The organism is Thermosynechococcus sp. Uc (assembly GCF_029335995.1).
Classification (GTDB): domain Bacteria; phylum Cyanobacteriota; class Cyanobacteriia; order Thermosynechococcales; family Thermosynechococcaceae; genus Thermosynechococcus.
The window spans coordinates 1-25,271 of the sequence record NZ_JARJMS020000050.1 but is presented as its reverse complement, the minus strand read 5'-3'; the positions used below and the strand labels follow the sequence as shown (position 1 = coordinate 25,271).

28 protein-coding genes, 2 tRNA genes and 1 pseudogene are annotated in these 25,271 nt (G+C 52.5%); 16 read left to right on the top strand and 15 right to left on the bottom strand.

The window, feature by feature from the left end; genetic code table 11:
* Window positions 1-2: 2 nt before the first annotated feature.
* The 3 genes and pseudogenes from P3X23_RS05660 to P3X23_RS11965 form a co-directional block, all read right to left on the bottom strand.
* Window positions 3-2,054 carry a zinc metalloprotease HtpX gene (locus P3X23_RS05660; protein WP_300874029.1) on the bottom strand — a complete coding sequence of 684 codons (2,052 nt, stop codon included), beginning with the start codon at window positions 2,052-2,054 and terminating at the stop codon, window positions 3-5.
* A gap of 18 nt (window positions 2,055-2,072) precedes the next feature.
* Window positions 2,073-2,450 (bottom strand): DUF2237 domain-containing protein, encoded by a 378-nt coding sequence (locus P3X23_RS05655; protein WP_300874027.1) that lies wholly within the window; start codon window positions 2,448-2,450, stop codon window positions 2,073-2,075.
* A 125-nt stretch (window positions 2,451-2,575) separates the two neighbouring features.
* Window positions 2,576-2,937: pseudogene (locus tag P3X23_RS11965) on the bottom strand (hypothetical protein); the annotation flags it as partial.
* A gap of 192 nt (window positions 2,938-3,129) precedes the next feature.
* Here P3X23_RS11965 and clpS point away from each other — a divergent pair.
* The 3 genes from clpS (at window position 3,130) to P3X23_RS05640 (ending at window position 5,376) form a co-directional block, all read left to right on the top strand.
* Window positions 3,130-3,414: an ATP-dependent Clp protease adapter ClpS gene (clpS, locus tag P3X23_RS05650; protein ID WP_181495524.1), complete on the top strand. Its 285-nt coding sequence runs from the start codon at window positions 3,130-3,132 to the stop codon at window positions 3,412-3,414.
* A 109-nt stretch (window positions 3,415-3,523) separates the two neighbouring features.
* Window positions 3,524-5,239: a diflavin flavoprotein gene (locus tag P3X23_RS05645; protein WP_300874024.1), complete on the top strand. Its 1,716-nt coding sequence runs from the start codon at window positions 3,524-3,526 to the stop codon at window positions 5,237-5,239.
* A 55-nt stretch (window positions 5,240-5,294) separates the two neighbouring features.
* Window positions 5,295-5,376, top strand: a tRNA-Leu gene (locus P3X23_RS05640).
* A 92-nt stretch (window positions 5,377-5,468) separates the two neighbouring features.
* Here the strand turns inward: P3X23_RS05640 and P3X23_RS05635 are convergent.
* The 6 genes from P3X23_RS05635 to P3X23_RS05610 all read right to left on the bottom strand — a co-directional run bounded on the left by P3X23_RS05635 (window position 5,469) and on the right by P3X23_RS05610 (window position 9,031).
* Window positions 5,469-5,542 (bottom strand) — tRNA-Val (locus P3X23_RS05635).
* 29 nt (window positions 5,543-5,571) lie between these two features.
* Complete coding sequence (locus P3X23_RS05630; RefSeq protein ID WP_300874022.1) at window positions 5,572-6,060, bottom strand: Ycf51 family protein; 489 nt, start codon at window positions 6,058-6,060, stop codon at window positions 5,572-5,574.
* Window positions 6,060-6,545, bottom strand: a complete 486-nt coding sequence (sufU, locus tag P3X23_RS05625) for a Fe-S cluster assembly sulfur transfer protein SufU (RefSeq protein WP_300874019.1) — start codon at window positions 6,543-6,545, stop codon at window positions 6,060-6,062. Before sufU ends, P3X23_RS05630 begins: the two co-directional genes overlap by 1 nt.
* A gap of 50 nt (window positions 6,546-6,595) precedes the next feature.
* On the bottom strand, window positions 6,596-7,006 hold the full coding sequence (locus tag P3X23_RS05620; RefSeq protein ID WP_300874016.1) for an MAPEG family protein: 411 nt from the start codon (window positions 7,004-7,006) through the stop codon (window positions 6,596-6,598).
* Window positions 7,007-7,009: 3 nt separating this feature from the next.
* Entirely contained in the window at window positions 7,010-7,882 is an 873-nt protein-coding gene (locus P3X23_RS05615) for a 6-carboxytetrahydropterin synthase (RefSeq protein ID WP_300874014.1), read from the bottom strand.
* Window positions 7,883-7,975: 93 nt separating this feature from the next.
* On the bottom strand, window positions 7,976-9,031 hold the full coding sequence (locus tag P3X23_RS05610; RefSeq protein ID WP_300874012.1) for a phytoene/squalene synthase family protein: 1,056 nt from the start codon (window positions 9,029-9,031) through the stop codon (window positions 7,976-7,978).
* A gap of 439 nt (window positions 9,032-9,470) precedes the next feature.
* Between P3X23_RS05610 and P3X23_RS05605 the strand changes: the two genes are divergently transcribed.
* From P3X23_RS05605 to P3X23_RS05595, 3 genes are read left to right on the top strand one after another with little or no spacing between them, the layout of a single operon-like run.
* Window positions 9,471-10,121 carry a hypothetical protein gene (locus P3X23_RS05605; protein ID WP_300874009.1) on the top strand — a complete coding sequence of 217 codons (651 nt, stop codon included), beginning with the start codon at window positions 9,471-9,473 and terminating at the stop codon, window positions 10,119-10,121.
* 28 nt (window positions 10,122-10,149) lie between these two features.
* A complete protein-coding gene (locus P3X23_RS05600; protein ID WP_300874006.1) occupies window positions 10,150-10,455 on the top strand; it encodes a hypothetical protein in 306 nt (101 codons plus the stop codon).
* A gap of 41 nt (window positions 10,456-10,496) precedes the next feature.
* Complete coding sequence (locus P3X23_RS05595) at window positions 10,497-10,691, top strand: hypothetical protein (RefSeq protein ID WP_300874004.1); 195 nt, start codon at window positions 10,497-10,499, stop codon at window positions 10,689-10,691.
* 21 nt (window positions 10,692-10,712) lie between these two features.
* Here P3X23_RS05595 and P3X23_RS05590 read toward each other — a convergent pair whose 3' ends face one another.
* Both P3X23_RS05590 and secG read right to left on the bottom strand, forming a co-directional pair.
* Window positions 10,713-11,210, bottom strand: coding sequence for a GNAT family N-acetyltransferase (locus P3X23_RS05590; RefSeq protein WP_300874001.1), 498 nt, complete (start codon window positions 11,208-11,210; stop codon window positions 10,713-10,715).
* Between the two features lie 10 nt (window positions 11,211-11,220).
* Window positions 11,221-11,454 carry a preprotein translocase subunit SecG gene (gene secG, locus P3X23_RS05585; protein ID WP_300873999.1) on the bottom strand — a complete coding sequence of 78 codons (234 nt, stop codon included), beginning with the start codon at window positions 11,452-11,454 and terminating at the stop codon, window positions 11,221-11,223.
* A 109-nt stretch (window positions 11,455-11,563) separates the two neighbouring features.
* Between secG and P3X23_RS05580 the strand changes: the two genes are divergently transcribed.
* The 6 genes from P3X23_RS05580 to cysW all read left to right on the top strand — a co-directional run bounded on the left by P3X23_RS05580 (window position 11,564) and on the right by cysW (window position 16,702).
* Complete coding sequence (locus tag P3X23_RS05580) at window positions 11,564-11,884, top strand: phasin family protein (protein ID WP_300873996.1); 321 nt, start codon at window positions 11,564-11,566, stop codon at window positions 11,882-11,884.
* Window positions 11,878-12,366 (top strand): FKBP-type peptidyl-prolyl cis-trans isomerase, encoded by a 489-nt coding sequence (locus P3X23_RS05575; RefSeq protein WP_300873992.1) that lies wholly within the window; start codon window positions 11,878-11,880, stop codon window positions 12,364-12,366. The genes P3X23_RS05580 and P3X23_RS05575 overlap by 7 nt, the downstream gene beginning before the upstream one ends.
* An 8-nt stretch (window positions 12,367-12,374) precedes the next feature.
* Window positions 12,375-13,766: a DNA repair protein RadA gene (gene radA, locus P3X23_RS05570; RefSeq protein WP_300873990.1), complete on the top strand. Its 1,392-nt coding sequence runs from the start codon at window positions 12,375-12,377 to the stop codon at window positions 13,764-13,766.
* A 212-nt stretch (window positions 13,767-13,978) separates the two neighbouring features.
* Complete coding sequence (locus tag P3X23_RS05565) at window positions 13,979-15,025, top strand: sulfate ABC transporter substrate-binding protein (protein ID WP_300873988.1); 1,047 nt, start codon at window positions 13,979-13,981, stop codon at window positions 15,023-15,025.
* Window positions 15,025-15,876, top strand: a complete 852-nt coding sequence (gene cysT / locus P3X23_RS05560) for a sulfate ABC transporter permease subunit CysT (RefSeq protein ID WP_300873986.1) — start codon at window positions 15,025-15,027, stop codon at window positions 15,874-15,876. The genes P3X23_RS05565 and cysT overlap by 1 nt, the downstream gene beginning before the upstream one ends.
* Window positions 15,863-16,702 (top strand): sulfate ABC transporter permease subunit CysW, encoded by an 840-nt coding sequence (cysW, locus tag P3X23_RS05555; RefSeq protein WP_300873984.1) that lies wholly within the window; start codon window positions 15,863-15,865, stop codon window positions 16,700-16,702. Before cysT ends, cysW begins: the two co-directional genes overlap by 14 nt.
* Here the strand turns inward: cysW and P3X23_RS05550 are convergent.
* Both P3X23_RS05550 and P3X23_RS05545 read right to left on the bottom strand, forming a co-directional pair.
* Window positions 16,699-17,994 carry a homoserine dehydrogenase gene (locus P3X23_RS05550; protein ID WP_367186531.1) on the bottom strand — a complete coding sequence of 432 codons (1,296 nt, stop codon included), beginning with the start codon at window positions 17,992-17,994 and terminating at the stop codon, window positions 16,699-16,701. The genes cysW and P3X23_RS05550 overlap by 4 nt on opposite strands.
* Before the next feature lie 36 nt (window positions 17,995-18,030).
* Window positions 18,031-19,554: a bifunctional aminoglycoside phosphotransferase/ATP-binding protein gene (locus tag P3X23_RS05545; RefSeq protein ID WP_300873981.1), complete on the bottom strand. Its 1,524-nt coding sequence runs from the start codon at window positions 19,552-19,554 to the stop codon at window positions 18,031-18,033.
* Between the two features lie 111 nt (window positions 19,555-19,665).
* Here P3X23_RS05545 and panB point away from each other — a divergent pair, with 111 nt between their 5' ends.
* The gene (gene panB / locus P3X23_RS05540; RefSeq protein ID WP_300873978.1) at window positions 19,666-20,451 is read left to right on the top strand and encodes a 3-methyl-2-oxobutanoate hydroxymethyltransferase; all 786 of its coding nucleotides are present in this window, start codon (window positions 19,666-19,668) and stop codon (window positions 20,449-20,451) included.
* Window positions 20,452-20,458: 7 nt separating this feature from the next.
* Here the strand turns inward: panB and P3X23_RS05535 are convergent, their stop codons facing one another.
* Window positions 20,459-21,391 carry a J domain-containing protein gene (locus tag P3X23_RS05535; protein ID WP_300873976.1) on the bottom strand — a complete coding sequence of 311 codons (933 nt, stop codon included), beginning with the start codon at window positions 21,389-21,391 and terminating at the stop codon, window positions 20,459-20,461.
* Between the two features lie 101 nt (window positions 21,392-21,492).
* Between P3X23_RS05535 and P3X23_RS05530 the strand changes: the two genes are divergently transcribed.
* The gene (locus P3X23_RS05530; RefSeq protein WP_300873973.1) at window positions 21,493-22,596 is read left to right on the top strand and encodes a histidinol-phosphate transaminase; all 1,104 of its coding nucleotides are present in this window, start codon (window positions 21,493-21,495) and stop codon (window positions 22,594-22,596) included.
* Here the strand turns inward: P3X23_RS05530 and P3X23_RS05525 are convergent.
* A complete protein-coding gene (locus P3X23_RS05525; RefSeq protein ID WP_300873971.1) occupies window positions 22,593-23,000 on the bottom strand; it encodes a pentapeptide repeat-containing protein in 408 nt (135 codons plus the stop codon). The two genes, P3X23_RS05530 and P3X23_RS05525, sit on opposite strands and share 4 nt — an antisense overlap.
* Window positions 23,001-23,489: 489 nt before the next feature.
* Between P3X23_RS05525 and P3X23_RS05520 the strand changes: the two genes are divergently transcribed.
* Together P3X23_RS05520 and P3X23_RS05515 are read left to right on the top strand one after the other, a co-directional pair.
* The gene (locus P3X23_RS05520; protein ID WP_300873968.1) at window positions 23,490-24,221 is read left to right on the top strand and encodes a PspA/IM30 family protein; all 732 of its coding nucleotides are present in this window, start codon (window positions 23,490-23,492) and stop codon (window positions 24,219-24,221) included.
* A 9-nt stretch (window positions 24,222-24,230) separates the two neighbouring features.
* Window positions 24,231-25,133, top strand: coding sequence for an energy-coupling factor transporter transmembrane protein EcfT (locus tag P3X23_RS05515; protein ID WP_300873966.1), 903 nt, complete (start codon window positions 24,231-24,233; stop codon window positions 25,131-25,133).
* Window positions 25,134-25,271: the final 138 nt, after the last annotated feature.

Genomic DNA, 25,271 nt, shown 5'->3' with positions numbered 1-25,271 from the left:
GCCTAAATCCAACCCAGTAGTGTCAGGATACCGTAGAGGATCCACAGGGTGGCAACTACAATTGCCCAATAGGGGGCAGCCCAAGAGCGCTTTTCCTGTAGATCAGCGCAGTCCCACCCACTTACTTCAACATAGGGAACTGTACCGCGCCGAAACCAACCGTGTACCACTAGCGATCGCCCCCGCAAGTTGGTGAGATAGGCCGGCTCAAGCATTGGCCAAATTGGCCCCCAAGCTCTATGGCAGCGCAGGGGAAACAAGCCATGATCCGTCTCTAGCCACAGGTGCTGTCCTAAGCCGTTGCGCAAGCCTGTTACTGCTCGTAAATGCCCCTTTAACTTAACAACGGGACTATCGAGGGGCAAAAGACGACGGAGAAGCTGACCCAAAGTGTAGGTTTGAGGTGACCGAGATGGATAGTAGGCATTCAAGCGTAAAAAGAGACCGAGACCAATGCCAATGGGAATGAAGCCCCGTGCCAAGGTTAACCAATCCGCCAACCACCAGAGAGGAAAGGCGATCGCACCTGCTTGCAGGGCAAACTGGCCAACGCCCGTGAGGAGAATCGTTATGATCACTCCCGCGATCGCCCCCAACAGGGGTGCCACTTGTTGCCAAGCCTGTTGACACCGCAGGGGGGAAATACTGGGGAGCGAGAGGAGGGGAGTCAGTTGCCATTGCTGCGCATCGCTCATCAGGGCTTGCAGGCGCAGTCCCAAGGGACGATGGGAGGAGGTCAAGCGAAACCAATATCGCAGGGGATGGGCGGTATCCCAGCGGATCACTGTTGGCCAATCGAGGGGTTGATTTCCCCAAAGAGCAGCTTGGGTCGGGTTCAGAGGTAGGAGCAAGCGCAACGATTCTAAGGGAGCACCGATTTCCCCTTGGGCACGCACCGTTGCTGCTGTGGCTTCCATGAGGCGAAACCAGGCCATCACAAGGGTATTGGGATTACCGATGAGCGCTGCCCCTTGGCGATCGCTATAGTACTGCCGCAATTGATTGCTCCAGAAGCAGAGCATCTCCAAGCCGCGAAAGAGGAGGTAACTCCCTTGGCTAACAACGGCACAAAAGAGATAGGGAGTTCCGCGGCTGATCCACCGTCCCCAGTTATTGCCATAGGGAGGCGCAAAGTAATTGCCCCAACGACTCCAGCAAGAGTAAAGGTCATAGAGCAGTTGCAACAGCAGCACAAGGGGGGTCACCAAGGTATTCAGCCCCAGCCGCAGTTGGGCAATTTCAACAGCCATCAAGGCCAGCAGTTCCTCCCCAGAGAGCGATCGCAATAGACCTTCGCTGACAATGATGTGGCGCTGCCAACGTCCATAACTAAAAATGACGGGTGCTGCCGTCATCAAACAGCCCACTTCGGGACGGGGTTGCCACCATGACCACTGCAAACGCCCCAAGAGCATCACGGTTTCGGGACTATGCTCCTCAAGTTCTCCAAGGCTGACGGGCCGCAGACCATAGCGGGTACGCAATCGCCACGACCACAGCCTGCTGCCACCACTGAGCAGTCCCAGCCCCAAGCAGCCCAGCAAAAACCACGCTATCGCCCCTTCCCAGCTCCGCAGGAGGGCCAGTTGATTGTTGGCATAACTAAGGAGAGCGGCAATCACCCCTTGGAGCAGCCACGCCACGAGAAGCAGTGTTGCCCCCTGACTCAGCCAAAGATAGATGCGCGGCGCTAGCCGCAGTGGCATGGGCGGATGGGAACCCGTTGCCGCAACAAACAGAAGATGGGGGGAGGTCGGTTCCTCATTAAGATAACGCTCTAACTCTGGTAGATGTTTTTGTGCCCAAGCCTGAATCCGCGGTAGGGGCGATCGCGCCAAAAGTTGACACAGATCAATGGCTTCCTGCCACTGCTGAGTGCAGACATAGGCTTTAACGAGATGCAAGTAAGCCTGTAGCCCCTCGCGGTGTTGACCATGGGTGGCAATCACTGCTTTGAAAGCAGCGATTGCTAGTTGATAATCGCCCCGATTGAAGGCAGCTAAACCTGCCACGTAGCGAGGATCTAAGCGAAAATCGGATTCTGGGTCAGGCATACTGGAGTATTCTCCGAATCATGGTTGATGGCTACTGCCGAGGGCGTGGGCTTTCAAATCTTCTAGGGAGACATACTCAAGGGCACTGATATGGGTTGCTTCAAGAATGACAGGGGGAGCCACACCTGCCTCGAGGGCTTCGCGCCAACGGGAGGCACACAGACACCAGCGATCGCCCGGTTTCAACCCCGGAAATTGATAAGCAGGCACGGGCGTTGACAGATCATTGCCGCGCGAACGGGTAAACGTAAGGAATTCTGCAGTCATTTCAGCACAGACGACATGGGCGCCGACATCCTCTGCCCCCGTCCGGCAAAAACCATCTCGATAGAATCCTGTAAGTGGATTTTGACAGCAGCACTCTAAGGGTGTTCCCAACACATTCGTAGCCGTCATAACCAATGCCCTCAAGTGTTGAATCCTACGTTTAGCTATAGCATACGAGTGTTCCGAATGTTTGTATCCAAAACTCCGCAAGGAGACTGCCACTACAGCCACCAATCTCAACTCAGTGAGGTGAACTACCGATATAAATTGCCCAAATTCAGGAGTGGGTGTATAGACTTAATTCTGAATTCCGCAGACTTCTTACCTCCTCTACGATTGGGTCTTACACCTGGACTTTCCCAGAAGTAGGCTGTAGCTTTCTTCTGGGAAAAGTAGGCTTTGTCCCCCGTCCCACAGCTCAAGAGTCGTAGCCCCTCTTCTCGGATGTTGATAGCAGCATTGATGTTACGATCTTGACTTGTTCCACAATTAGAACAAGTCCAAGTATCGTCAAGAACATTCCCCAGCCGACTTGGCGGATGGCCTTAGCTAGGTTGTGATTCTTGACCATGTCTTTGACATTGAGGTTTTCCACACCGATGACTTGGTTGTCGTTTGCTGCTGATTGGGGTAGAGCCTGACCTTGACAACTTTGAGCATTAGGATCAACTGGATTTTCGATAAGCCCATTACCCTAGGTTGCTGCTGCAATTCATCTCACACTTCAAGCAAAGATTTGCAGCGGAGGATTCTTGCGGGTTCTGCTAAACTAGGTAGGGAGTAGTGTAGCTACAACAATGTCTGATCTATGCCTAGCGTTGTTCCTCAAGAGCGGCAGCAGGTTATTCGCAAGCACTACCCCAACTACAAAGTCATTGTCCTCAACGATGACTTCAATACGTTTCAGCATGTGGCTGCCTGTTTGATGAAATATATTCCCAATATGACGAGCGATCGCGCTTGGGAACTAACGAATCAAGTGCATTATGAAGGCCAAGCCATTGTTTGGGTCGGCCCCCAAGAACAGGCGGAACTCTACCATGAGCAACTGTTGCGGGCAGGTCTGACAATGGCACCCCTTGAACCCGAATGAGGGTGGCCATTTGTAAGGCGTGTTATTGTGGCTATTAAAAACTCTGAATCCTGTTACCTTTCTTCATATGTCAGGATAAAAGGTAGTTTCAAAGATTGAGGAACTGCCTATGGCCGTCAGTACATCCAAACGTCCACCGCGCTTAACCCTTCAAGTGTTGGACATTGCCCCTGAGACGACGGCAATTCGCTGCCTAGACTGGGATCGCGATCGCTTTGACATTGAGTTTGCCCTTGAAAATGGCACCACCTACAACTCCTTTTTGATCAAAGGGGAACAGATTGCCCTCGTGGATACCTCCCATGCCAAGTTTGGCGATCGCTACCTCGAGCAACTCTGGCAACTGGTGCATCCTAGTGACTTGGACTATCTCATCGTCAGCCACACCGAACCCGATCACAGCGGTCTGGTCAAGGATGTATTGGCAAAAGCCCCTCAAGTTACCGTGGTGGCCTCAAAGGTGGCTCTACAGTTCCTTGGGGACTTGATCCATCAGTCTTTCAATCAACGGCAGGTAAAAAATGGCGATCGCCTTGACTTGGGAAAAGGACATGTTCTCGAATTTGTCATGGCGCCCAATCTCCACTGGCCAGACACGATTCTCACCTTTGATCACGGCACTCAGACCCTCTTTACCTGTGATGTTTTTGGGGCTCACTTCTGCAACGATGCTCCCTTTGACACTGAGCCAGAACTCCTAGAGCCAGACTTCAAGTTTTACTACGACTGTCTGATGGGGCCCAATGCCCGCTCAGTGCTCTCCGCCTTCAAACGCTTAGAAGTGCTCCCGCCAGTGCAACTGGTTGCCACAGGTCATGGTCCACTACTGCGCCATCATCTCCCTCAATGGCTAAATTCCTACCGCAATTGGAGTCAAGAACAGGCAAAAGCGGCAACGACAGTGGCCATTTTCTATGCTGCTAACTATGGTTATGCCAATGCCCTCGCAGAGGCGATCGAACGGGGGGCAGCCAAAACTGGGGTTGTTGTTGAAAAAATGGATCTGCTTACTGCTGAACCCCAAGATATCCGCGAACTCACCGAGATTGCCGCTGGACTGATTATCGGTACACCGCCCACCACCGCCATTGCTCAAACCGCTTTGAGCACGATTCGCGCCGCCGCCCATGCCAAACAAGCCATTGGTGTTTTTGAAAGCGGCGTGGCCGATGCTGAACCTGTTTATCCATTGCTGAATCAATTTCGGGATGCCGGTCTGACACCCTCATTTCCCGTGATTCGAGTAACAGCGGCTCCCACCGATGCCCTATTTCAAGAGGCTGAAGAAGCTGGTACCGACATGGGGCAATGGCTGTTGCGCGATCGCACCGTCAAGCAAATGAAATCCCTCGACACCGACTTGGATAAAGCGTTGGGTCGCCTCAGTGGCGGACTCTACATTATCACCGCCCAAAAGGGTGCGATTAACAGTGCCATGTTGGCCTCTTGGGTGGCACAGGCCAGTACTGAACCCCTTGGAATTTCCATTGCTGTGGCCAAGGATCGTGCTATTGAGTCCTTCCTACGTGTAGGGGATACCTTTGTCCTCAACGTTCTCGAAGAGGGAAATTATCAGCCCCTGATGCGCCACTTCCTGAAGCGCTTCCCACCGGGCGCTGATCGCTTTGCCCACGTGAAAACCTATCCTGCGAGTAACGGCAGTCCGATTTTGGCCGATGCCCTTGCCTACATGGAATGCACGGTAGTCAGCCGTCTGGATGCCCACGATCACTGGATTGTCTATAGCACCGTTGACAATGGCCGTGTCTCGAAGCCCGATGGCATGACCGCCGTTCACCATCGCAAAGTGGGGAACCATTACTAAAATGGGGTTGTAGGGCGATCGCCTCCTACCCAAAGTGCGTTAGACTAGGTTTGCTGCGGACGTGGCGGAATTGGCAGACGCGCTAGATTTAGGTTCTAGTACCGCAAGGTGTGTGGGTTCAAGTCCCTCCGTCCGCATTTCGCAATTTCAGTTCCAAGACTAGGACTTACTAGGGAAGCAACCCCTGCTTCCTAGCCTTGGTCTACCAGCCCTGACGGGTAAATAGCAATGGACACAACTGGACTCGAACCAGTGACCCCCACGATGTCAACGTGGTGCTCTAACCAACTGAGCTATGCGTCCTCGGAATTACTAATATATCATACACCAGGTTAGCTTTTGAGCACTTTGACCGTGATATTTCTATCGGTGCGATCGCTCAGAGAACGGGTAGCTACCCCTAAAATCACTGGCTCAGTTACCCCCGGTTCAGGGTGCACCACAGTACGTGCAATCACCGTCAGGCGATCGCCCCCTCGGCCAAGCCGTCCCAAGGAAAATAAATCGTTCGCCGCCTGTACCAGCGTTGCCTCAAGGGTACTGCGCTCAATGTCAGGGGGCACTGTAATGACCACTTGCGTTGCCCCATTGTCATAGACGAGGGTATATTTGGCGGCACCGGGCACCGGAGAGTGGACAATCGGCACAATACTTAGGGCAAACAGTCCCACCGTCACCACACCGAGAAACCCCGTAATACCGACAAAGCGAAAGCGCACACCCCAGCGAAAAACAAATGTGAGTACAGTCAAACTGGCCATGACAAGGGTAGCAACGCCAGCCCAGCGGCTATAGGTGGCAAAATCGGCGGGGGTTAGCACTATTCTTCCTCCTCATTACTGACAAAACCATTTACAGCGGATTGATCCTGCTGCAACGCTGCCCGCAGGGTATGCCATGCCAATGTTGCACATTTAATCCGCACCGGAAACTGAGCCACCCCCTGCATTACATTCAGCTTGCGCAACTCACGGGGAAACTCAAACTGCCCCTTCATCATTGCTTGGAACTGTTCCACCATTTGTAGAGCCTGACTTACGGGTTGTCCCCGCAGGGCATCGGCCATCAAATCCGCTGAGGCCATGGCGATCGCGCAGCCTTCCCCCTCAAACTGAATATCCTGAATGATCGTCTCCCCCTGCTCATTTGTCCTTAGGGCAATGGTTAAATCAATCGTGTCTCCACAGGAGGGGTTGTGTCCCCGCTGCTGGCGATCCACAGGCTGTGTGCGGCCACGGTGACGGGGTTTCTTGTAGTGTTCAAGAATGACTTGCTGGTAGAGGGTGCGGAGATTATCAAGAGACATTTAGAATACTCTATACTCAGTGCATTTCCTCAGGGATTTTATAAACTATATTAACGGCCAAGAGCAGTGAGACTTTGCCAAAAAAGCGTCAAGGTGGCTGCTGTCCCCACACCAAACATGAGAGAGCGCCCAAGGGGAAAGTTGGCGATGTAGCAGATGCTGTACAAAAAGCGAGCCGTAACAAAACTGAGGCTAGCAATTGCCACCGTTAAATTATTCACCCCAGCAAAAAGGGTCAACAACACTGCCGCTGCAAAGGGCATAAAGGTTTCAAAGCTATTTTCGTGTGCCCACACCGCCCGCTGGGCAAAAGGAGGCAGCTTCTCAAAAAGGGTACGGGGAGCCGCCATATCAAAGCCCGCCTGCAAGCGCCCCATCACAACAAAAATGTAGGGGAAATAGATAAGTAACGTTGCTATGAGTAAACTGGCGGCCAGTAGCCAAGGGATATTGCTCAACATCACCTAGACTCGCTCCAACATGGGTAGAGCACCACTCAGTATCCTATCCATGGGGGGCAATTCCTCACAAAGGATTTCGCAGGCATTGTTGGGACTTTCAATCAACTTCACCCTATGAAGCGTCGCCCCCAACTGGCGAATCGGCTCCTGCAACAAATGAGCAATGTAAATGGCAATATTCTCTGCCGTCGGCACTACCGTGGCAAAATAGGGAATGTCCTTGTTCAAGAATGTATGATCCAAGGGTTCAACCACCTGTTCCTTAAGGACTTCCTCTAGCTTGACCAAATCAACAATCATGCCGGTACGTGGATGGATTGTTCCCTTGACCGTAATCTCCACATGGTAGTTGTGGCCATGGCCGTGGGGGCGGGCACACTTGCCATAAATGCGGCAGTTTTCCTCATAGCTTAGAGCGTCAAGGGCAAGGCGATGCGCCGCACTAAAGTGAGTACCAACAGAAAGATAGGCTTCCATAGGGTCTCCCGTATAGTCCGCCCAAAGGCGCGGATGTTCAAACAGTCGAATACGCACAAGGGGTAAGTGGGCAAAGAGCCGATCCCAAATTACCCGTGCAATATGTTCTGTAGTGGGTAATGTGGCTTGAAACTCCGGCCACACCTCATTAAGGTAGGAAAAATTCAGGGGTTCGATGACTTCACGGCGGATAATGTGCTTGACCTCCGATAGATTCAACACCATGCCAAAGTTGTCAACAACGCCCCCCATGGAAACAAATAGCTCGTAGTTATGACCGTGGCCAGGGAAGCGACTATGGACACCAAAACGCGCTAGATTCTCCGCTTCTGACCATTCCGGTAACCAGTAGCGATGACTGGCGGCAAACTCAGCGCGGCGGTGGATAATACAATTCATCTCAACTTATAAAGATTTGCAACAATTCAGCCATCTCCCCCTATCGTAACGGATTCTGGCTTTCCTAACCATTGGCTTTTTTGGCGTATTGCCCTAAAGTCTGCCAAGGATAAAGGGCTTTTGCCGCACTTGGCCAATTAGCCAGCGGAGACTATGGTTACTAAGAATAGACACAGGCCCCATCACCATTAGAGATTTCACCTCTGCACGGCTAATTTTAACCCCACCCCCCGGTTGCAGCATCGCAGTCGAATGGGTGAGTTCTCGCAGGGTGGCATAGGCAAAAAGGAGCGGCAGGACACAAAAGAGACGGATAGGAATCGCCGCCTTGGGCACCGATAGGAGGTAGGCTTGGGCTTCATCCAGATCCTGCCAAGCAAGGGCAATTAATTCCTTAATGGCTGCATGATTTTGCTCAAGGTGTTGAGCACTAAGGATAGACTGGTGGCTACTGCCCTGGAGCAGCAGAGATTCATTGGGGATATAGATTGAGTTTTCGTGCTCCGCATCCCAAGCAATATCCTTGAGAATGTTCACCGTTTGCAGAGCTTCACCAAAGGCAGCACAGCGCTTGAGCAACACCTGATACTCATTTGCACCAATACTGGGGGAATGCTCATACCACAAATCCGTCAGGAGATAGCCAACGGTACCCGCAACGTAGTAACAGTATTCTTTATATTCATCGAGGGTTTGAATGCGGATGCCATTGGGGTAGAGGTTAACAAACTTTTTCATTCCATAGACCATTTCGCTGACCCAGCGCTGGACATGCTGTTGGGATGTAAGGGGCAAAGAACGGTAAAGGGCAAAGACTAACCCAGTATTTTTCACCAGTTCCACATGGGCCGGCTCCCCCTGCACTCCCCGTGCTGTTTCACCGTAACTGTTAGCGAGATCAGGACTGTCAAAACACTCTAGGAGATGATCCAACAGGGCTGTTTTTGCAGGGATACTGGTGATTGGATCATCCTCAACAGTATCGGCAATGCGACAGATGAGATAGGCTACCAGAACCGCCCGACCCAAATTTCCGGGGAGGAAGCGAATACTGAGGGCAAATGTGCGCGAGACTTGGGGTAATATCTCTTGGCAAAAGCGCTCAGCATCCTTAACGGAAACTGGGTTCTCCAGCACCATTTGAATCATATGGGGGTTCACTCCTACACGCATTGATCGATAGTTGAGTCAATCCTCGACCGTTCCTCAAGCCAACGCTTTTGGGCACTCAATTTGCGATTCTCCGCAGATGCTTCGCAATCGCAATTCGACGGGGGACGACTTTTATAAACAAGGATTGAGCAAAATCTATAGCTATCATATTCATTTTTGTTTGTCTAGGTGGCCTGTGACAGTTCACGAGATTGCCTGAGTCGGGATGGGGGATAGCTCATAATTTGCCAGAACAATAGCATAGCCTTAACAACTAACAACGGTATCAGATTTGGCGGAACATGCCTCTTATCCACAATAGCGGACGCTTGAGTGTGACACTCTTTCCATTGGTCAGTTTCTAAATTGCCCGCGCTCAGGCTATCCAAAGGTCGAGCCGTTAGCTAGCTTTGAAATGTGTATGAGTTCATAATTCATGACTTCCTGTCTTGTCCTTGTGCCCCAAGGGGCAGAATACCAAGCAGTGCAACGGGGATTACAGCACTCCAACGTAGCCATTCTTCCCCTGCGCGCGGGGTCAGCCGCTGTGACCACACCGACCTTGATCACTGCCCTGAAGGCGTTGCCTGCAATGATTCTGGTGTTGGGGGTCTGTGGGGGCTTACATCCTGAGGATCGCGTGGGCGAAGTTGTGGTCTATACCACCTGTCAGGATGAAGAAGGGCAAACGTATTTTTTAGATCAGAGGCTATCGGCAAAATTGGCGCCTGCTTGGCGACGGGTAAAAGGCATCACAACGGCGAAAACCCTTTCTAAGGTTCAGGAAAAACAAGCCCTTGCAGCTCGCTGGGGGGTGGAGGTGGTGGATATGGAGGGTGTGCCCCTGCTCAAGGCTTTAGCGGGCATGCCGTTGGTCATGGTGCGGGTAATTAGTGATGGGGGCGATCGCGACCTACCGGATTTGAGTCAAGCCTTTGATGCTCAGGGGAATTTGCGGCCGTGGCCACTGGCGATCGCCCTGCTTTGTCATCCCCTTGCGGCGGCACATTTAATTCAAGGCAGTCTCAAAGCCCTCAAGGTGCTGCAAAGAGTTGCCCCAGAAATTGTTCGGCAACTCAGTCGCTAGGCTAGAGGTGGCCAGTTGGGAAAACGGTATGGCACAGCTTATTGGTCAAATTTTGGGCAATCGCTATGAGATTCTGCGGGCGTTGGCCTCCAATACTTGGCAACAGACCTACTTAGCCTTAGATCGGCGGCGCTATGAACAGGTGGTGCTCAACCTCTTCCTCTTTGGCAAGGGAATGTTGCAGGAGGAGATAAATCTTCTTCAGCGCACAGCCACTGCGTTGCAAAAACTCAACCATGCTGCGCTTCCTGCCTATCTGGATAGCTTTGAGGTGGACATTGAAACGGGTAAAGGTTTTGCACTTGTCGAGAGTTATATTGGGCCAAATCCCTAGCCACTTGGAAAGCTGAAGGGCGTATTTTTAACGAAGCGGACTTGCTATTGCTGGCGCAGCGGCTTTTAGAGGTTCTAATTTATCTGCATGACCAACAGCCGCCGCTGATTCATGGCAATATCAATCCCACCACAATTCTTCTAGGCGATCGCTCTGGCCATGATTTAGGCGCTGTCTATCTTATTGGCTGGAGAGTTGCCCAAATTCCGCTCTCGAACAACTGGCCTATTTCCTAGGGCAGTATTTAGGAAAAAAGGTTAACCGATTTCCTGAGCGCTCCTAAGGATCCTCAAGGCCTCACCGCTGAGGCGGCAGATACGCCAATCCGGCAAAACACTGGCACCTATGCGCTCATAGAATTGAATGGCACTGGTGTTCCAGTCGAGGACACTCCATTCAATGCGGCCATAGTCGCGCTCTGCGGCTAGCCGTGCTAGGGCTTTTAGTAAAGCAGTGCCCACCCCTTGCTGCCGATAGCCGGGTAGGACAAATAAATCCTCAAGCCACAGACCGGGACGGGTGAGGAAGGTGGAGTAGGTGGGGAAAAACAGGGCATAGCCAATGACTTGAGCCGTAGTTTCGGCTAAAAGTACCTCGGCATAGGGGCGATCGCCAAATAGATGCTGCCGCAGAGACTCCTCTGTACCAGTTACGGCGTGGCTTAGCTTTTCATAGGCAGCAAGTGCTTGGATCAGTTGAAAGATGATTGGAACATCCGCAGGTGTCGCTGAACGAATCGCAAACGAAAAAGACACGTCAACCCTGCTAAATTGAGCGCAGCCAACCCGCACTGAGGGCAACGGTAAGTGCCATAAACAGGACTGTCAATGTCCAAGTGACACGGTTTAACGTGGTTTCTGCACTTCTAGTGCTGGTAAAGAGCTGGGCTTGACCGCCAATCCCAGCGAGGCCATCACCTTTAGGACTGTGGAGCAAGACCAAGACAATCAGGCCTACTGCTGAAAATGCCCACAGACCCATGGCAATTTTTTCAATCATCTGCAACCTCGCTGGCAATGGAAATTTATACTAACTGACCCTTTTTTCATCTTAGCGCAACCCTAGGCGCCAATGGCACAATACAAGATAGGCGTTTTGAACGTGCCCCATGAATCAGCAAAATCTGCTTCAACAACTGCTTTTAATTGGTGTTGGCACCACTTCCCTAGTGGCTGAAAAGTTGCGTCAAGTAAGTGACCAATGGGTAAAGGAGGGACGCCTGAATGCCGATCAGGCAAAGGCAATCGTGGAAGAAGTCTTGACACACCTTAGAGAAGATGCTGCTTCTCTAGATGCCGCGGTGCAACGACAAACCCGCCAGTTCTTGGAGAGCTTAGGGGTGGCACAGCAGTCAGAAATTGATGAATTGCGGGGGCGCATCGATCGCCTAGAACGGGAGGTTAGGGAGTTGAAAAATCGCTCATGGTAAGACAACAGTTGCATCGAGCCTATGGTTGGCTTCTCTGTGGTATTGTTTTGGTAGGCGTATGGTTGGTGGCGGCTCCGATCGCGATCGCCAGTATGCCGCTGGAGGTGTCAACGGAGGCCGCTCAACTCATGGGAAATCCAAACCTAGTTACTACCCCCTCAGGCTTGCAATACGAGGATATTGTTGTTGGATCGGGAACCCAGCCCCAAGTGGGCGATCGCGTTACGGTCCACTACACCGGAATGCTCACCGATGGCCGCATCTTTGACAGCTCCCGCGATCGCGGCCAGCCCTTCCAGTTCCAAATTGGTGTCGGTCAAGTCATTAAGGGTTGGGATGAAGGGGTCGGCTCAATGCAGGTGGGGGGTCAGCGGCGACTAATTATTCCCCCCAACCTAGGCTATGGTGCAAGGGGAGTTGGCGGTGTTATCCCTCCCAATGCGACACTGATTTTTGACGTTGAACTGTTGGCGGTGCAATAGGGCAGGCAATGCCCAAGGCCAAGGTACTGTACATCTGCCGCGAGTGCGGCGCCGAGTTTTTACAATACTTTGGTCGCTGTCCTAACTGTGGTCAGTGGAACACCCTTGATGAGCAAGTGGTGGCGCCGGCGCAGCCGTCTCCTCAATGGACAACGCCTAGAACCTCCTCTGACCCTCAAGCCCTCAGTGCCAAAACCCTAGGCGAGATTAGGGAACACAGACAGAGCCGCTCTCCCTCTGGATTTGCTGAGTTGGATCGGGTGTTGGGCGGCGGCATTGTCCCTGGCTCTCTGGTCTTGGTGGGCGGAGAACCGGGGATTGGCAAGTCCACACTTTTGTTGCAGATGGCAGCTCACCTAGGACAAAGGCAGCGCGTTCTCTATGTGTGTGCAGAGGAATCGGCGCAACAGGTAAAACTGCGATCGCAACGACTAGGCATTGCTGTACCCCCTTCTCTTTATCTGTTAGCAGAAACAGATTTAGAGGTCATTTTGCAGGAATTTGCCCATCTCCAACCCCATTTGGCAATTATTGATAGTATCCAAGCTGTCTATCTGCCCCCATTAACCGCTGCCCCTGGATCGGTATCTCAGGTGCGTGAGGGAACAGCAATGCTGATGCGCTTTGCCAAGCGGGAGCAGATGAGTTTGTTTATTGTGGGGCATGTTACTAAGGAGGGGGCGATCGCTGGCCCCAAGGTGCTGGAACATTTAGTGGATACGGTGCTCTATTTTGAGGGAGATCGCTTTGCCAGTCACCGCCTCGTACGAGCTGTAAAAAATCGTTTTGGAGCCAGCCAAGAAATTGGCGTTTTTGAAATGGGGGCACAGGGCTTAGCTGAGGTCACTAATCCTTCCGCGCTGTTTTTGGGCGATCGCGAGCCAACCCCCGGTACTGCCACCATTGTTGCCTGCGAGGGCACCCGTCCCCTTGTGGTGGAATTGCAAAGTTTGGTTAGCCCCACGAGTTACCCCTCTCCCCGCCGCACAACCACTGGCATTGAGTACAATCGTTTTCTGCAAATTCTCGCCGTACTGGAAAAACGCCTAGGGGTGCCCCTTTCAAAGCTGGATGCCTATGTGGCCTCCTCTGGGGGGCTAAATGTCGCCGAACCGGCCGCCGACTTGGGTGTTGCCGTGGCTGTGGTGGCCAGTTTTCGCGATCGCTGCGTCCAACCCCAAACGGTGATCATTGGCGAAGTGGGTCTGGGAGGACAGGTGCGGCCAGTCTCGCAGTTAGAGCTACGGCTGCGGGAGGCGCTGAAACTGGGATTCCATCGGGCAATTATTCCCGAAAGCCAAAGCTGCACCATGGCGGGCTTAGAGATTTATCCTGTACGTCGCGTTACCGATGCCATTGTGGCTGCCCTTGCCCCAATGACCGCTGAGGCATCGTCCTAGATAATGAGGACGCTTATTCTCAAAGGTTTAATTCATGCCTCCCTATTCCTGGATGAGTTTCCCTGTCTTTTCATTGACAGCATATCAGCGTCATCAACCACAAGTTGTGATTCCCACCCGTACCAACGGTGTTCTAATTAAGGATGGCCGCCCTTCTGCTAATATGGTTACACATCGGTATTCCGACCGACTTATCGTAGATTGATTGCAGAATGGTGCGTTGGCGGCGTTTTAGTGTTTGGTTCAGTCTGTTTCTACTGGCGGTAGGCCTCGGTGCTCTGACCGCTGCTTGTGAATTTCAGGCCAAACTGCCCGATGGCCGTCCTGTCCAAGTGAATTTGACCCTCGCCTCGTTTGCAGTGACTAAAAAAGCCCATGAGGCTATTATGCCCCTGTTTGCTGCCCAGTGGGAGCGAGAACACCAACAAAAAGTTCGTTTTCGCACCACTTACGGACCTTCCGGTCGTCAGTCGCGAGCAGTGATTGATGGCTTAGAAGCCGATATTGTGCACTTGTCCCTCGGCTTAGATGTGGATCGCATAGTCCAAGCAGGGTTAATTTCTCCTGATTGGGCAAGTCAAGCGCCCCATAACAGTATTGTCACCACCTCTGTCTGTGCCTTGATTACCCACGAGGGTAACCCCAAAAATCTGCAAACATGGCAAGACCTCACTCGTGAGGGGGTTACCTTTGTTACGGCGGATCCCAAAACCTCTGGCGCGGCTCGCTGGAACTTCCTTGCTCTGTGGGGATCAGTCACCCAAACAGGGGGAACGCCTGAGCAAGCACGGCAGTTTGTGACTAAGGCTTTTCGCCATGTGGCTGCCTTACCGCGGGATGGCCGTGAAGCCACCGATGCCTTTCTGAAACAGGGACAAGGAGATGCCCTGATCAACTATGAAAATGAAGTGATCTTGGCGCGAAAAAAGGGACAAGCCCTCTCCTATAGCATTCCTCCTGTGAACATCCTGATTGAAAATCCGGTTGCCCTTGTGGACAAGTATGTGGATAAACATGGCACACGGGAGGTGGCACAGGCCTATATTGAGTTTCTTTACACTCCGCAAGCCCAGGAAATTTTTGCGCAGTATGGTTTTCGACCCGTGGATGCCGCAGTTCTTGCCGCCCATCGGCAGGAGTTTCCACCTGTGCCCACCCTCTTTACCGTGGCGGATTTAGGAGGATGGGACAGGGTGCAATCCCAATTTTTTGCCAATGGTGCCCTGTTGGATCAAATCCTGCTGGAGAATCGAGCCTAATGACTGCTACCCACTCCATTTCCCCCCCCTTCTCTCCTCAGAAGCAGCGCTGGCAGTTCCCTTGGGTCTGGAGGATCACAGTCTTTTACTTACTGGTGATGCTGGCTGTGCCCATTGCCGCCCTCTTGAGTCGAGCCAGTAGTGCTGGGCCAGTGCATTTTTGGCAGGTGGCAACACGGGCGATCGCCCTCTCGGCCTATGAAGTTACGTTTGTAACTGCGTTGATAGCAGCCCTCATCAATGGCATCTTTGGTACCCTGATTGCTTGGGTACTGGTGCGCTACTCCTTTCCGGGGAAACGCTTCTTTGATGCCGTAGTGGATCTGCCCTTTGCCCTGCCCACAGCGGTGGCGGGTTTGACCCTGGCCACGGTCTATAGCGAAAATGGCTGGATTGGCGGCTTATTGGCGCCCTTGGGGATCAAAATTGCTTTTACCCGCTGGGGGGTGGCGGTGGCCATGCTCTTTATTTCGTTGCCCTTTGTCATTCGCACAGTTCAGCCTGTTCTCACGGAGATGGAAAAAGATGTGGAGGAGGCGGCGTGGTCGCTGGGTGCCACCCATGGGCAGACCTTTTGGCGGGTGATTTTGCCCCCTTTGCTGCCCGCCATTCTCACGGGGGTTGCCTTGGGCTTCTCACGCGCCGTAGGGGAATTTGGCTCAGTGGTAATCATTTCTTCTAACACACCTTTTCGGGACTTAATTGCCTCGGTATTAGTGTTTCAGAGCTTAGAGCAGTATGACTATGAAGCCGCCACGATTATTGGTACGGTGATGCTCTTGGTGTCCCTAGGGATTTTATTTCTCATTAACCTACTGCAAGCATGGGGGCGGCGCTATGCACAGCGTTAAACCCTCGCCGACACAGGAAAAACCGTGGCTGCATGTCCTTTTGATTGTCATTGCCATCGGCTACTTAGCCCTTGTGCTTTTGATTCCGGCGGCCAATGTGATTTTCCAAGCCTTTCACAAGGGAGTCGTGCCCTTTGTGCAAAACTTACTAGCGCCGGATTTTCTCCATGCCGCGTGGCTGACCTTTGCTCTTGCCTTGGTGGTGGTGCCCTTAAATATGGTCTTTGGCCTCTGTGCCGCTTGGGCGATCGCCCGCCATCGCTTTCCGGGACGTACCCTTTTGCTCAGCATTATTGATTTGCCCTTTTCCATCTCCCCTGTTGTTGCTGGATTAATGCTGGTACTGGTCTATGGCCGCAATGGTTGGTTCGGGAGCTGGCTGCAAGCCTGGGATATTCGCGTCATTTTTTCTTTTCCGGGGATGGTGCTGGCAACGGCCTTTGTAAGTTTGCCCTTTGTGGCACGGGAGGTCATCCCTGTGCTGGAAGAAATCGGCACCGAGCAGGAGGAAGCCGCAAAAACGCTAGGGGCAAACGAGTGGCAAACCTTTTGGCGGGTAACCCTGCCCAATATCCGTTGGGGGCTGCTCTATGGGGTCTTGTTAACCAATGCGCGGGCGATGGGGGAGTTTGGTGCTGTGGCGGTCGTTTCTGGGAATGTAGCTGGATTGACGCAAACTCTACCCCTGTTTGTTGAAGATGCCTACAAAAATTACAACACCGAGTCGGCTTACGCCGCAGCAGTTATTCTCGCTCTGTTGGCACTGGTGACATTGGTGGTTAAGGAAATTGTGGAGCGGAAAACAGGCATCAAGCCTAATCCCTAGGAAGTGCCTAAGACTCGCAAAATCGAGGGTACCGCTGCAATATCGCTCATCTGAGCAATTTCGGCCATTGCTTGGCGAAACTCGCCTTCGCGCACATGGTGGGTAACAATCACAATTTCTGCCAGTTCATTATGGCTGCCAATTTGCACAAGAGATTCGAGGCTAACATTGTGGTGACCAAAACAGGTGCCCAACTTGCCCAAGACCCCTGGATGATCTTGGGCATGGACGCGGGCGTAGAAGCGACTATCCACCTCCGCCATTGGCAGCAGCGGCATTAACTGATCAGGCTGGCGGGTAAGTAAGGGATGGCTGGCACGTCCTTGGGGCAACAGGGCAGCAATGTTAATTAAATCTGCCACTACAGCGCTGGCGGTTGCCCCTGAACCGGCACCGGGACCGTAGAACATCACCTGTCCCAAAGGCTCGGCTTCGAGGAGGATGGCATTAAAGACGTCATTTACACCCGCTAAGGGATGCTCGAGGGGAACAAGGGTGGGATGAACACGTACCTCTAGGGGCTGAGCGCTCAGTTGACGGGCGATCGCCAGTAATTTAATACGAAATCCTAATTTTTCGGCATAGGTGATGTCCACAGCGGTAATGCCGCTAATGCCCTCACAATAGACTTCCTCGCGGCGAATGCGGCCGCCAAAGGCAAGGCTGGCAAGAATAGCAATTTTATCCGCTGCATCCCACCCTTCAATGTCGGCACTGGGATCTGCCTCGGCATACCCTAGGCGTTGGGCATCGGCAAGAATTGGTGCAAAATCCCCCCGTTCCTGCTGCATGCGGGTCAAGATGTAGTTGGTGGTGCCATTGAGAATGGCCGTCACGCTGTGGATGCGGTTCGCGCCTAGGCTTTGCTTTAGAGCTTGGATCACGGGAATCCCACCGGCAACAGCTGCTTCTAGCATCACATAGACCCCTTGGGCATTGGCCGCATCAAAAATCTCATCGCCGTGGCGGGCGATCACCGCTTTGTTAGCGGTGACAATGTGCTTACCGTGGGCAATTGCCTTTAGGATTAGCGATCGCGCTGGTTCAATGCCACCGAGGACCTCGACGACAATGTCAATGTTAGGGTTGGTAACAATGCTTTCTAAGTCTGTAGTGAAAAGCTGTGGATCCAGTTCAACGGCGCGGGGCTTGTGGCGATTTCGCACTCCCACTTGGGCGATCGCCAGTTCCTTGAGCAGGGGATGGCGCCCCGCCGGATCCGTCAAAATTTGCGCTACGCCGCCACCAACAGTGCCTAACCCCAGTAAACCAATGTGATACATTAGACCCATCCTACTGCACTGTTCCTATTATCTGCCGCCCTCGTCCTAGTCACAAACATAGCGAACGTAAGGTTCCTCACTGGGCAAAAAGGATTCAAAACTGGCCATTTGGGCAGCAATCAGATCGGGTGTGGCCTCGGCAATATCCCCTTGGCGATCGCTCAGGCGGCGGTGTAGTTCCTCTGGCGGTGCATTACAAAAATGGATTTCTAGGGGCACGTGCAGTTTCTCTGCAAGAGCAATTACCGGTTGCCGCAGTGCCACGCGATCGTACTTCGCATCCAAAATAACGGTGTACCCCTGCCGCAGCAACAGTTCCGCATAGGCCAAAAGCTGATTATAGGTTTTTTGAGTCATGGCCTCAGAATAGAGATTGACCTCAGGAAAATCACTGCTGTGACGATCCAGGGGTAAGCCCGCCAGGTGTTTACGCACCGCATCCGAACGAATTTGAATTGCCTGACTCCCTTGGGCAAGCCGCCGCCCCCTTGTGCTTTTGCCAGCACCTGAGAGGCCACACATGACATAGAGCTTGGCTTGGCGCGGTTGAGTATAGCGATAGGCAGCGTCATAGTAGGCGGCAGCCGTGGCTTGAATTTCTACCTTTTCGGCCTCACTGATGGTGGGATCATTGAGCGCCAAGGCGTTCACATTGCCGCGAATATAGGCTCTCACACAGAGGTACAGAGGCAATAGCACCGCCCCTTCATAGTCACCGCTCCACTCCAAGTAGGTGTTCAAGAACAGATTAGCTAAGTCGCCGCGCCCGCGAAACTCCAGATCCATCAGCAAAAAGGCGGCGTCATAGATGCCATCAATGTTGCGAAATTCTTCATTGAATTCGATACAGTCAAAAATTTGCACCCTGCCGTTGTAAAGACAGATATTGTTTAGGTGCAGATCGCCATGGCATTCGCGAATTTTCCCCCCTGCTTGCCGTTGGACAAACCACTCTTGATGCCGGATCAAAAAGTCATCCGTAAAGGCCTGAATCGCTCCATACTGCTCTGGTGATTGACAGCGGCCGACAAACTGAGCAGCGAGTGCGTGGCAATTACGAATCACTTGGGCGATCGCTTGGGGAGAACCAAATTTACTAATATGGGGATTGGTGGCTGCAGTGCGGTGGAAGTGAGCCAATTCCTTGCCGAGGGATTCTATCAAGCTGGGGGTAACCTGGTTGGCCGTAAAAAGATGAGAAAACAGTTGTGATTGATCAAACTGCCGCATTTGCACCGCATAGTCAATCACCTCAGCCCCCGCAGGCAAGTCTTGGGAATCCGCTACACAATAGCGATCGCCCGCCGCCACAATGGGCACCACCGCCAAGTACAGATCTGGTGCCAAGCGCTGATTGAGCCGCAACTCCTCCTGACAGTAAAACCGGCGCTTTTCTAGTGTTGTAAAGTTCAAAAAGCCAAAGTCCGCCGGCTTTTTCACCTTGTAGGCATAGTCCCCCGTAAGAAATACATAGGAAATATGCGTTTGCAGCAATTGAATTGGCGTTGTGACCCGATGGGGATAAGCCGCAGGCGTTAATAGAGCTTCAACAAAGGCAGGCAAAGACATGCGTATTGTGGCTAACATCGCGTCCTAATCATATCATCTATCCCCTGTGGCTAAATTGACGTTTTCACTGTTCCTCTAGAGGATGGAGATACAACTCTCATGGATATGACTATGGTGCGTCGCCCCGTAACCCTACCTCAACTCCAACAAAAAAAACGGCAGGGAGAGCCGATTACCATGCTCACGGCTTGGGATTATTTGTGGGCACGACTATTGGATGCAGCAGGCGTGGATGTGATCCTTGTGGGGGATTCCCTTGGCATGGTTGCCCTTGGCTATCAAACGACGTTGCCTGTAACTCTCGATCAGATGATTCACCATGCGCAGGCGGTGCGGCGGGGAGTAACCCATAGTTTTTTGGTGTGTGATCTGCCGTTTTTAAGCTATCAAGAAAGTCCAGAGCAAGCCCTGCGATCGGCGGGGCGTTTAGTCAAAGAAGCGGACGTGCAGGCGGTAAAAATGGAAGGGGCTTCCCCTGTGGTTCAGGCAGCAACACGACGTCTTGTAGAGGCGGGAATTCCCGTGCTCGGTCATGTGGGTCTATTGCCCCAACAGGTACATCAATTGGGGGGCTGGCAACAGCAGGGCAAGACGTCCCAAGGGGCAGAAGCAATTGTAAAAGATGCCCTTGCCCTTGCCGAAGCAGGAGCCTTTGGATTGATTTTAGAGCATATCCCAGCGGATCTCGCCCAGCGGATTACTGCTAAGCTAGAAATCCCCACCATTGGCATTGGTGCTGGCCCCTACTGTGATGGCCAAGTATTGGTAACAGCGGATATCTTGGGTTTGAGTCCGCGGATTCCTCCCTTTGCCAAGGTGTATGCCGACCTGGGGACACAGGCGATCGCGGCTGTTGAGAACTACTGCCAAGCGGTAAAATCCCGTCAGTTTCCCTAAGCTAGATCTAAACCGGCCATTGAGCACGGGGATTAAACGTGCGCAGGGATCGCAATTTTTCGTAGAGTTCTTTTTCTTGCCAACTCAGGGATTTGGGGGGCACAATTTGCACCTTGGCGAGGAGATCACCCCTGCCCCCTAACCGATTTGGCCAACCTTTACTCCGCAGTCGCAGAGATTGACCCGATCGCGTCCCCGCAGGCACAGTTACAACCACATTGCCAGAAGGGGTAGGTACGGTTACCTGAGCACCCAAGGCGGCTTCATCTGGAGTAAGCGGCAAGTCAATGACCAGTTGGTCGTCCTCAAAGTGAAAGAGGGGATGGGGAGCCACTTGCACCGTCAGGTAGAGGTCACCTCGCTGTTGCGTGTAGGGGTTGTACTGACCTTTGCCCCGCAGCCGCAATTTTGTCCCGGACCTAACGCCAGCAGGAATTGTAACTGTCATCTGTTCACCGCCGATGTTGAGGCTCTTTTGACATCCCCGAAAGGCCTCTTCAAAGCTAATTTGCACTTCTAGTTCCGTATCGGTGACGCCAAATCCTGACGGATCAAACCCCACCGTGCTCCAAGTGCGGGTGCGTCCTGTGGTGGTGCCAGTGGCAAATCGCCCCAATAACTCGTTAATAAAGTCTTCAAAGTTGGCAAATTGACTGAAATCAGTGCCAAAGTCCACATTAAAGCCACCGGCACCCGCCGCACTGGCCTGCTGCCAATATTGACCAAATTGATCGTACTTGCGCCGCTTCTCCGGATCCGAGAGCACTTCATGGGCTTCATTAATTTCCTTGAAACGAGCTTCTGCCTCTTTGTCGCCCGGATTTAAGTCGGGATGGTACTTGCGGGCAAGGCGGCGAAAAGCCTGCCGAATTTCGGCATCCGTGGCATTTTTACTGACCCCGAGGATTTGATAGTAATCTTTGAAGTCGGTACGCGCCATAGGAACATTCGCCTCTACGTAGTCAAAAGGTCAGGGTTGGCAGCAAATTAGGGCAAAAAGCTCAGTGCTATTATAATTGAATCCCCTTATACCGTCTTGGCATGACGACGTTTCTTCGTCCAGAACTGAGTAACCTTTGCACCTACTCTACCCCCCCGAGTGACTCCCTACCACCAGAATTGGATTACCTTGATACCAATGAGTTTCCGTGGGATTTACCCCCTCGCTTGAAAGAAGATTTAGCTCAACAGTACATTCGCGATCTTGCCAGCCATCGCTATCCCGACGCTCACCATTGGCAGTTGCGGCAGGCGATCGCTCGCTATGTCAGTGAACACAGCCCAACTGAAATCTCCCCACACCAAATTGCGGTTGGCAACGGCTCCGATGAGCTAATTCGCTCGATTTTGCTGGCCACTGCGATCGGGGGCTACGGTTCTATCTTAGTGGCTGAGCCAACATTTTCCATATACGGGATCCTCGCCCAAACCCTAGGGATTCCCGTCCATCGGGTACACCGCGATCCTGAGACGTTTGCTGTGCCCATTGCTGAGGTCAACACTCTCCTTGGCCAAGCCCATCCGCCGGTGCGCGTTCTCTTTATGCTACAGCCCAACTCCCCCACAGGCAACCCGCTCACTGCAGCGGAAGTGGACTGGCTGCGGCAGCTTCCTGAAGACATTTTAGTGGTCATTGATGAGGCCTATTTTGAGTTTTGCGGCAAGACGCTGGTGAGAGATTTAAAAGCCCATCCCAACTGGTTAATTTTGCGCACGTTTTCCAAGGCTTTTCGCTTAGCTGGTCATCGGGTGGGCTATGCCATTGCCAATGTGGATATAATTGCGGTTTTAGAAAAAGTCCGTCTGCCCTATAACCTACCCACCTTTTCCCAAGTGGCGGCGCAGGTTGCCCTTAACCATCGTCGAGAGCTATTGGCGGCAATTCCCACATTACTGGCAGAGCGGGAGCGCCTCTATGAGCGGCTTCAAGCTTGCCCCCAACTGCGGGTCTGGCCCAGTGTCGCGAATTTCCTCTTTTTCCGCTTGCAGGAGCCAGAGCAAGCGCAGCCGCTGTATGAATTTTTGAAAAAACAGGGCACTTTGGTACGGGCGATCGCCGGCGGGATTCGCGTTACTATTGGTACACCCGAAGAAAATCAACGGTTTTGGCAACGTTTTCAGCAAGCGTTGAGAGAAGTTCTCTAATTGCTCACTTCACCACTGGGTAACACAGTGTTTCGTAGAGTAGCTTTGGTCAGGGGAGTGTGGATAAGCGTCGCTCCCCGCAGGTTTGTCCAACTAAGGTTTGCCCGATCTAGCTCAACATTAACTAGCTCAGCATTCATTAGCTGAGCCTCAATAAGTTTAGCACAGGTCAGGTTGACATTGATCAAAGTTGCATTCGTCAAGTTAGCACCACTGAGATCAATTCCTGTGAGATCCAGATTCTCTAAGGTCACGCCCCTTAGGTCTAGGCGATGGAAAGTGCGCTCCCCTTTGGCATACATATTCAATATTTGTTGGACTTTTTTCTGATTCAGCAACACCGGCGCATAGCGCTCTAAAAAGCCGTGTTTATCAGGATTTTCGGGGGGGTAAGGTTGAATCATTCACAGCGCCGAATAATTTATTATTTATCATTGATTTTTGCAAACAAATACAATATTCTTCTAGGTAGGAGCCTGCCCAAATCATAGGCAGAAGCACTCACATATAAGTTATTTTTAACCGCTTATTTTAACAGAGAGTACGAAACAATACAGAGAGTACGAAACAATAAAGCTATGCTGAGGTTGCCCCCTAAATTCCTGAAAAGATCGCTGCTCAAAATGGGCAGGGCGCGAGCTCTGATTTCCCGCCAATTGAATTGACGCGGTTTGGCAACAACAACGGCTAGGCAGTGAAAGTATCCTAGAGCCATTGCAGGAACTAGCCTTGCAAGCTTCTGGTTCTCAAGAGATGGGATTGAATTTAAGCGGCTCTAACCATATAACCATAGACCCAATTGACAGCAGTAACCGTTTTTTGCTCTCTTGGCCAAACTTCCTAAAGAAAGTGGCATACTGCTATAAATAGGGAACCAATAGGGAGAGAACGCCGTGGGACTGTTTGATCGCATCAGCCGCGTGGCTCGGAGCTGGCTCAACGCTGTGGTGGGTGCTGCTGAAGATCCCGAAAAAATCCTCGAGCAGACCATGATTGAGATGCAGGACAATCTAGTCACACTGCGGCAAGCCGTGGCTCAGGCGATCGCCTCCCAAAAACGGCTAGAGCAACAGTTTAACCAAAATCAACAGCAGGCGGTTGAGTGGGAGCGCCGTGCCAAAATTGCGCTGCAGCACGGAGATGAACAACTGGCTCTGGAGGCACTGAATCGCAAGAGAACGGCACTGAATGCAGCAATGGCGCTGAAGGGACAACTGGAACAGTCTGCCACCCAAGTGGAAGCCCTGAAAAAACAAATGCAACAGCTTGAAAGTAAAATTGCCGAGGCCAAGACGCGCAAAGAGATGCTCGTGGCACGGGCGCGGGCAGCGAAGGCTTCAGAACAACTACAACAAACCTTTAGCAGTATCAATGCCAATGCCCCAATGGCTGCCTTCGAGCGCATGGAAGAACGGGTTCAAGAACTCGAAGTCCGCTCCCAAGCGGTGGCTGAACTTAATAGCGATACCCTTGAAGCCAAGTTTGCTGCCCTTGAAGCGGGCAGTGTCGATGAGGATTTGGCGCGGCTGAAGGCGGAACTGGCGAATCCGCAACTATTACCCAGCAGTACCCCCACCTACGATCCAGAGTTGGAAGCCCTGCGGCGGCAACTGGAGAAAAATTAATCATTTTCCATGGATTTGTTGCGATCGCTCCCTTTGGGGCTGTACCTGGAACAACCCATTACTTGGCTGCACCGCCTTGATCCGCGCGTCAAGTTGGCATGGCTGATGACCTTTCTGTTGGCCCCTATTTTAGCCGATGTCGCTTGGCGCTTAGGGTTAGTGGTGAGCTTAATTCTACTGACGCTTCTAGGGGGAATTCCGCTGCGCGTCTGGCGCCGGCAACTGCTATGGCTCCTCTTAGTGGGGAGCTTAATTCTCGCGATCACGGCTTTGATGCCCGATGGGCTGGCTGTAACCTATCAACCGCGCCGCCCTTTGGAAGCCACAGTTCCGCCCACGAATTACAGTTATCTCCTCTGGCAATTTCATACCCAAGTGGGTCAGTTTCCCATTCACCTGCAAGTCTCCCAGCGATCGCTGGATTTGGGGCTACGCCTGAGTACGCTCCTGTTTACCCTCCTCTACAGCACCCATTTATTTTTGCTCACCACTGCTCCTGAGGAAGTCACCGCTGGCTTGGAAAATCTGATGCAGCCCCTAAGGCGCTTTAAGCTACCGGTGGCAGAAATTGCCCTGACGTTGACGCTGGCGCTGCGGTTTATTCCCTTGGTTTTGGAGGAGGTGCAAAATCTGAGCCGCTCCGTGCGAACACGTGCCATCAATTGGCAATTGGTGGGCATTAGGGGCAGTATCAAGCTGTGGTTAGCCTTAGCAGTACGGCTGTTGGACAATTTGCTCCTGCGAGCCGAACAGGTGGCCTGCGCGATGCAAGTACGGGGTTTTCAAGAACCGGGCACCTACGACAATCCATGGCACCATTTGCGCTTGCAGCGACAGGATTGGCTGGCTCTGGGGGGAATAGGACTATTTTGGCTGGTTCGGTTGGGTTGGTTGGGGGTAACGCACCATTGATCCTCCCCTGTCGGCCATGGCTGTGGTCTTCTTTGCCGCTGCGGGGTCGCACCGGTCGCACTGTTTTTCAGCAGTTATTTTTGGCGGAGCCAATAGCCGTCCTTTTGGAAAGTGCCGCCCCAGCCCCCACCCCCCAAG

Bases quoted from the DNA above. Each gene is read 5' to 3' on its own strand.
- P3X23_RS05660 (WP_300874029.1), bottom strand. From the start codon at position 2,054: ATGCCTGACCCAGAATCCGATTTTCGCTTAGATCCTCGCTACGTGGCA.
- P3X23_RS05655 (WP_300874027.1), bottom strand. From the start codon at position 2,450: ATGACGGCTACGAATGTGTTGGGAACACCCTTAGAGTGCTGCTGTCAA.
- clpS (WP_181495524.1), top strand. From the start codon at position 3,130: ATGCCTAGCGTTGTTCCTCAAGAGCGGCAGCAGGTTATTCGCAAGCAC.
- P3X23_RS05645 (WP_300874024.1), top strand. From the start codon at position 3,524: ATGGCCGTCAGTACATCCAAACGTCCACCGCGCTTAACCCTTCAAGTG.
- sufU (WP_300874019.1), bottom strand. From the start codon at position 6,545: ATGTCTCTTGATAATCTCCGCACCCTCTACCAGCAAGTCATTCTTGAA.
- P3X23_RS05620 (WP_300874016.1), bottom strand. From the start codon at position 7,006: ATGTTGAGCAATATCCCTTGGCTACTGGCCGCCAGTTTACTCATAGCA.
- P3X23_RS05615 (WP_300874014.1), bottom strand. From the start codon at position 7,882: ATGAATTGTATTATCCACCGCCGCGCTGAGTTTGCCGCCAGTCATCGC.
- P3X23_RS05610 (WP_300874012.1), bottom strand. From the start codon at position 9,031: ATGATTCAAATGGTGCTGGAGAACCCAGTTTCCGTTAAGGATGCTGAG.
- P3X23_RS05605 (WP_300874009.1), top strand. From the start codon at position 9,471: ATGACTTCCTGTCTTGTCCTTGTGCCCCAAGGGGCAGAATACCAAGCA.
- P3X23_RS05600 (WP_300874006.1), top strand. From the start codon at position 10,150: ATGGCACAGCTTATTGGTCAAATTTTGGGCAATCGCTATGAGATTCTG.
- secG (WP_300873999.1), bottom strand. From the start codon at position 11,454: ATGATTGAAAAAATTGCCATGGGTCTGTGGGCATTTTCAGCAGTAGGC.
- P3X23_RS05580 (WP_300873996.1), top strand. From the start codon at position 11,564: ATGAATCAGCAAAATCTGCTTCAACAACTGCTTTTAATTGGTGTTGGC.
- P3X23_RS05575 (WP_300873992.1), top strand. From the start codon at position 11,878: ATGGTAAGACAACAGTTGCATCGAGCCTATGGTTGGCTTCTCTGTGGT.
- radA (WP_300873990.1), top strand. From the start codon at position 12,375: ATGCCCAAGGCCAAGGTACTGTACATCTGCCGCGAGTGCGGCGCCGAG.
- P3X23_RS05565 (WP_300873988.1), top strand. From the start codon at position 13,979: ATGGTGCGTTGGCGGCGTTTTAGTGTTTGGTTCAGTCTGTTTCTACTG.
- cysT (WP_300873986.1), top strand. From the start codon at position 15,025: ATGACTGCTACCCACTCCATTTCCCCCCCCTTCTCTCCTCAGAAGCAG.
- cysW (WP_300873984.1), top strand. From the start codon at position 15,863: ATGCACAGCGTTAAACCCTCGCCGACACAGGAAAAACCGTGGCTGCAT.
- P3X23_RS05550 (WP_367186531.1), bottom strand. From the start codon at position 17,994: ATGGGTCTAATGTATCACATTGGTTTACTGGGGTTAGGCACTGTTGGT.
- P3X23_RS05545 (WP_300873981.1), bottom strand. From the start codon at position 19,554: ATGTCTTTGCCTGCCTTTGTTGAAGCTCTATTAACGCCTGCGGCTTAT.
- panB (WP_300873978.1), top strand. From the start codon at position 19,666: ATGGTGCGTCGCCCCGTAACCCTACCTCAACTCCAACAAAAAAAACGG.
- P3X23_RS05535 (WP_300873976.1), bottom strand. From the start codon at position 21,391: ATGGCGCGTACCGACTTCAAAGATTACTATCAAATCCTCGGGGTCAGT.
- P3X23_RS05530 (WP_300873973.1), top strand. From the start codon at position 21,493: ATGACGACGTTTCTTCGTCCAGAACTGAGTAACCTTTGCACCTACTCT.
- P3X23_RS05525 (WP_300873971.1), bottom strand. From the start codon at position 23,000: ATGATTCAACCTTACCCCCCCGAAAATCCTGATAAACACGGCTTTTTA.
- P3X23_RS05515 (WP_300873966.1), top strand. From the start codon at position 24,231: ATGGATTTGTTGCGATCGCTCCCTTTGGGGCTGTACCTGGAACAACCC.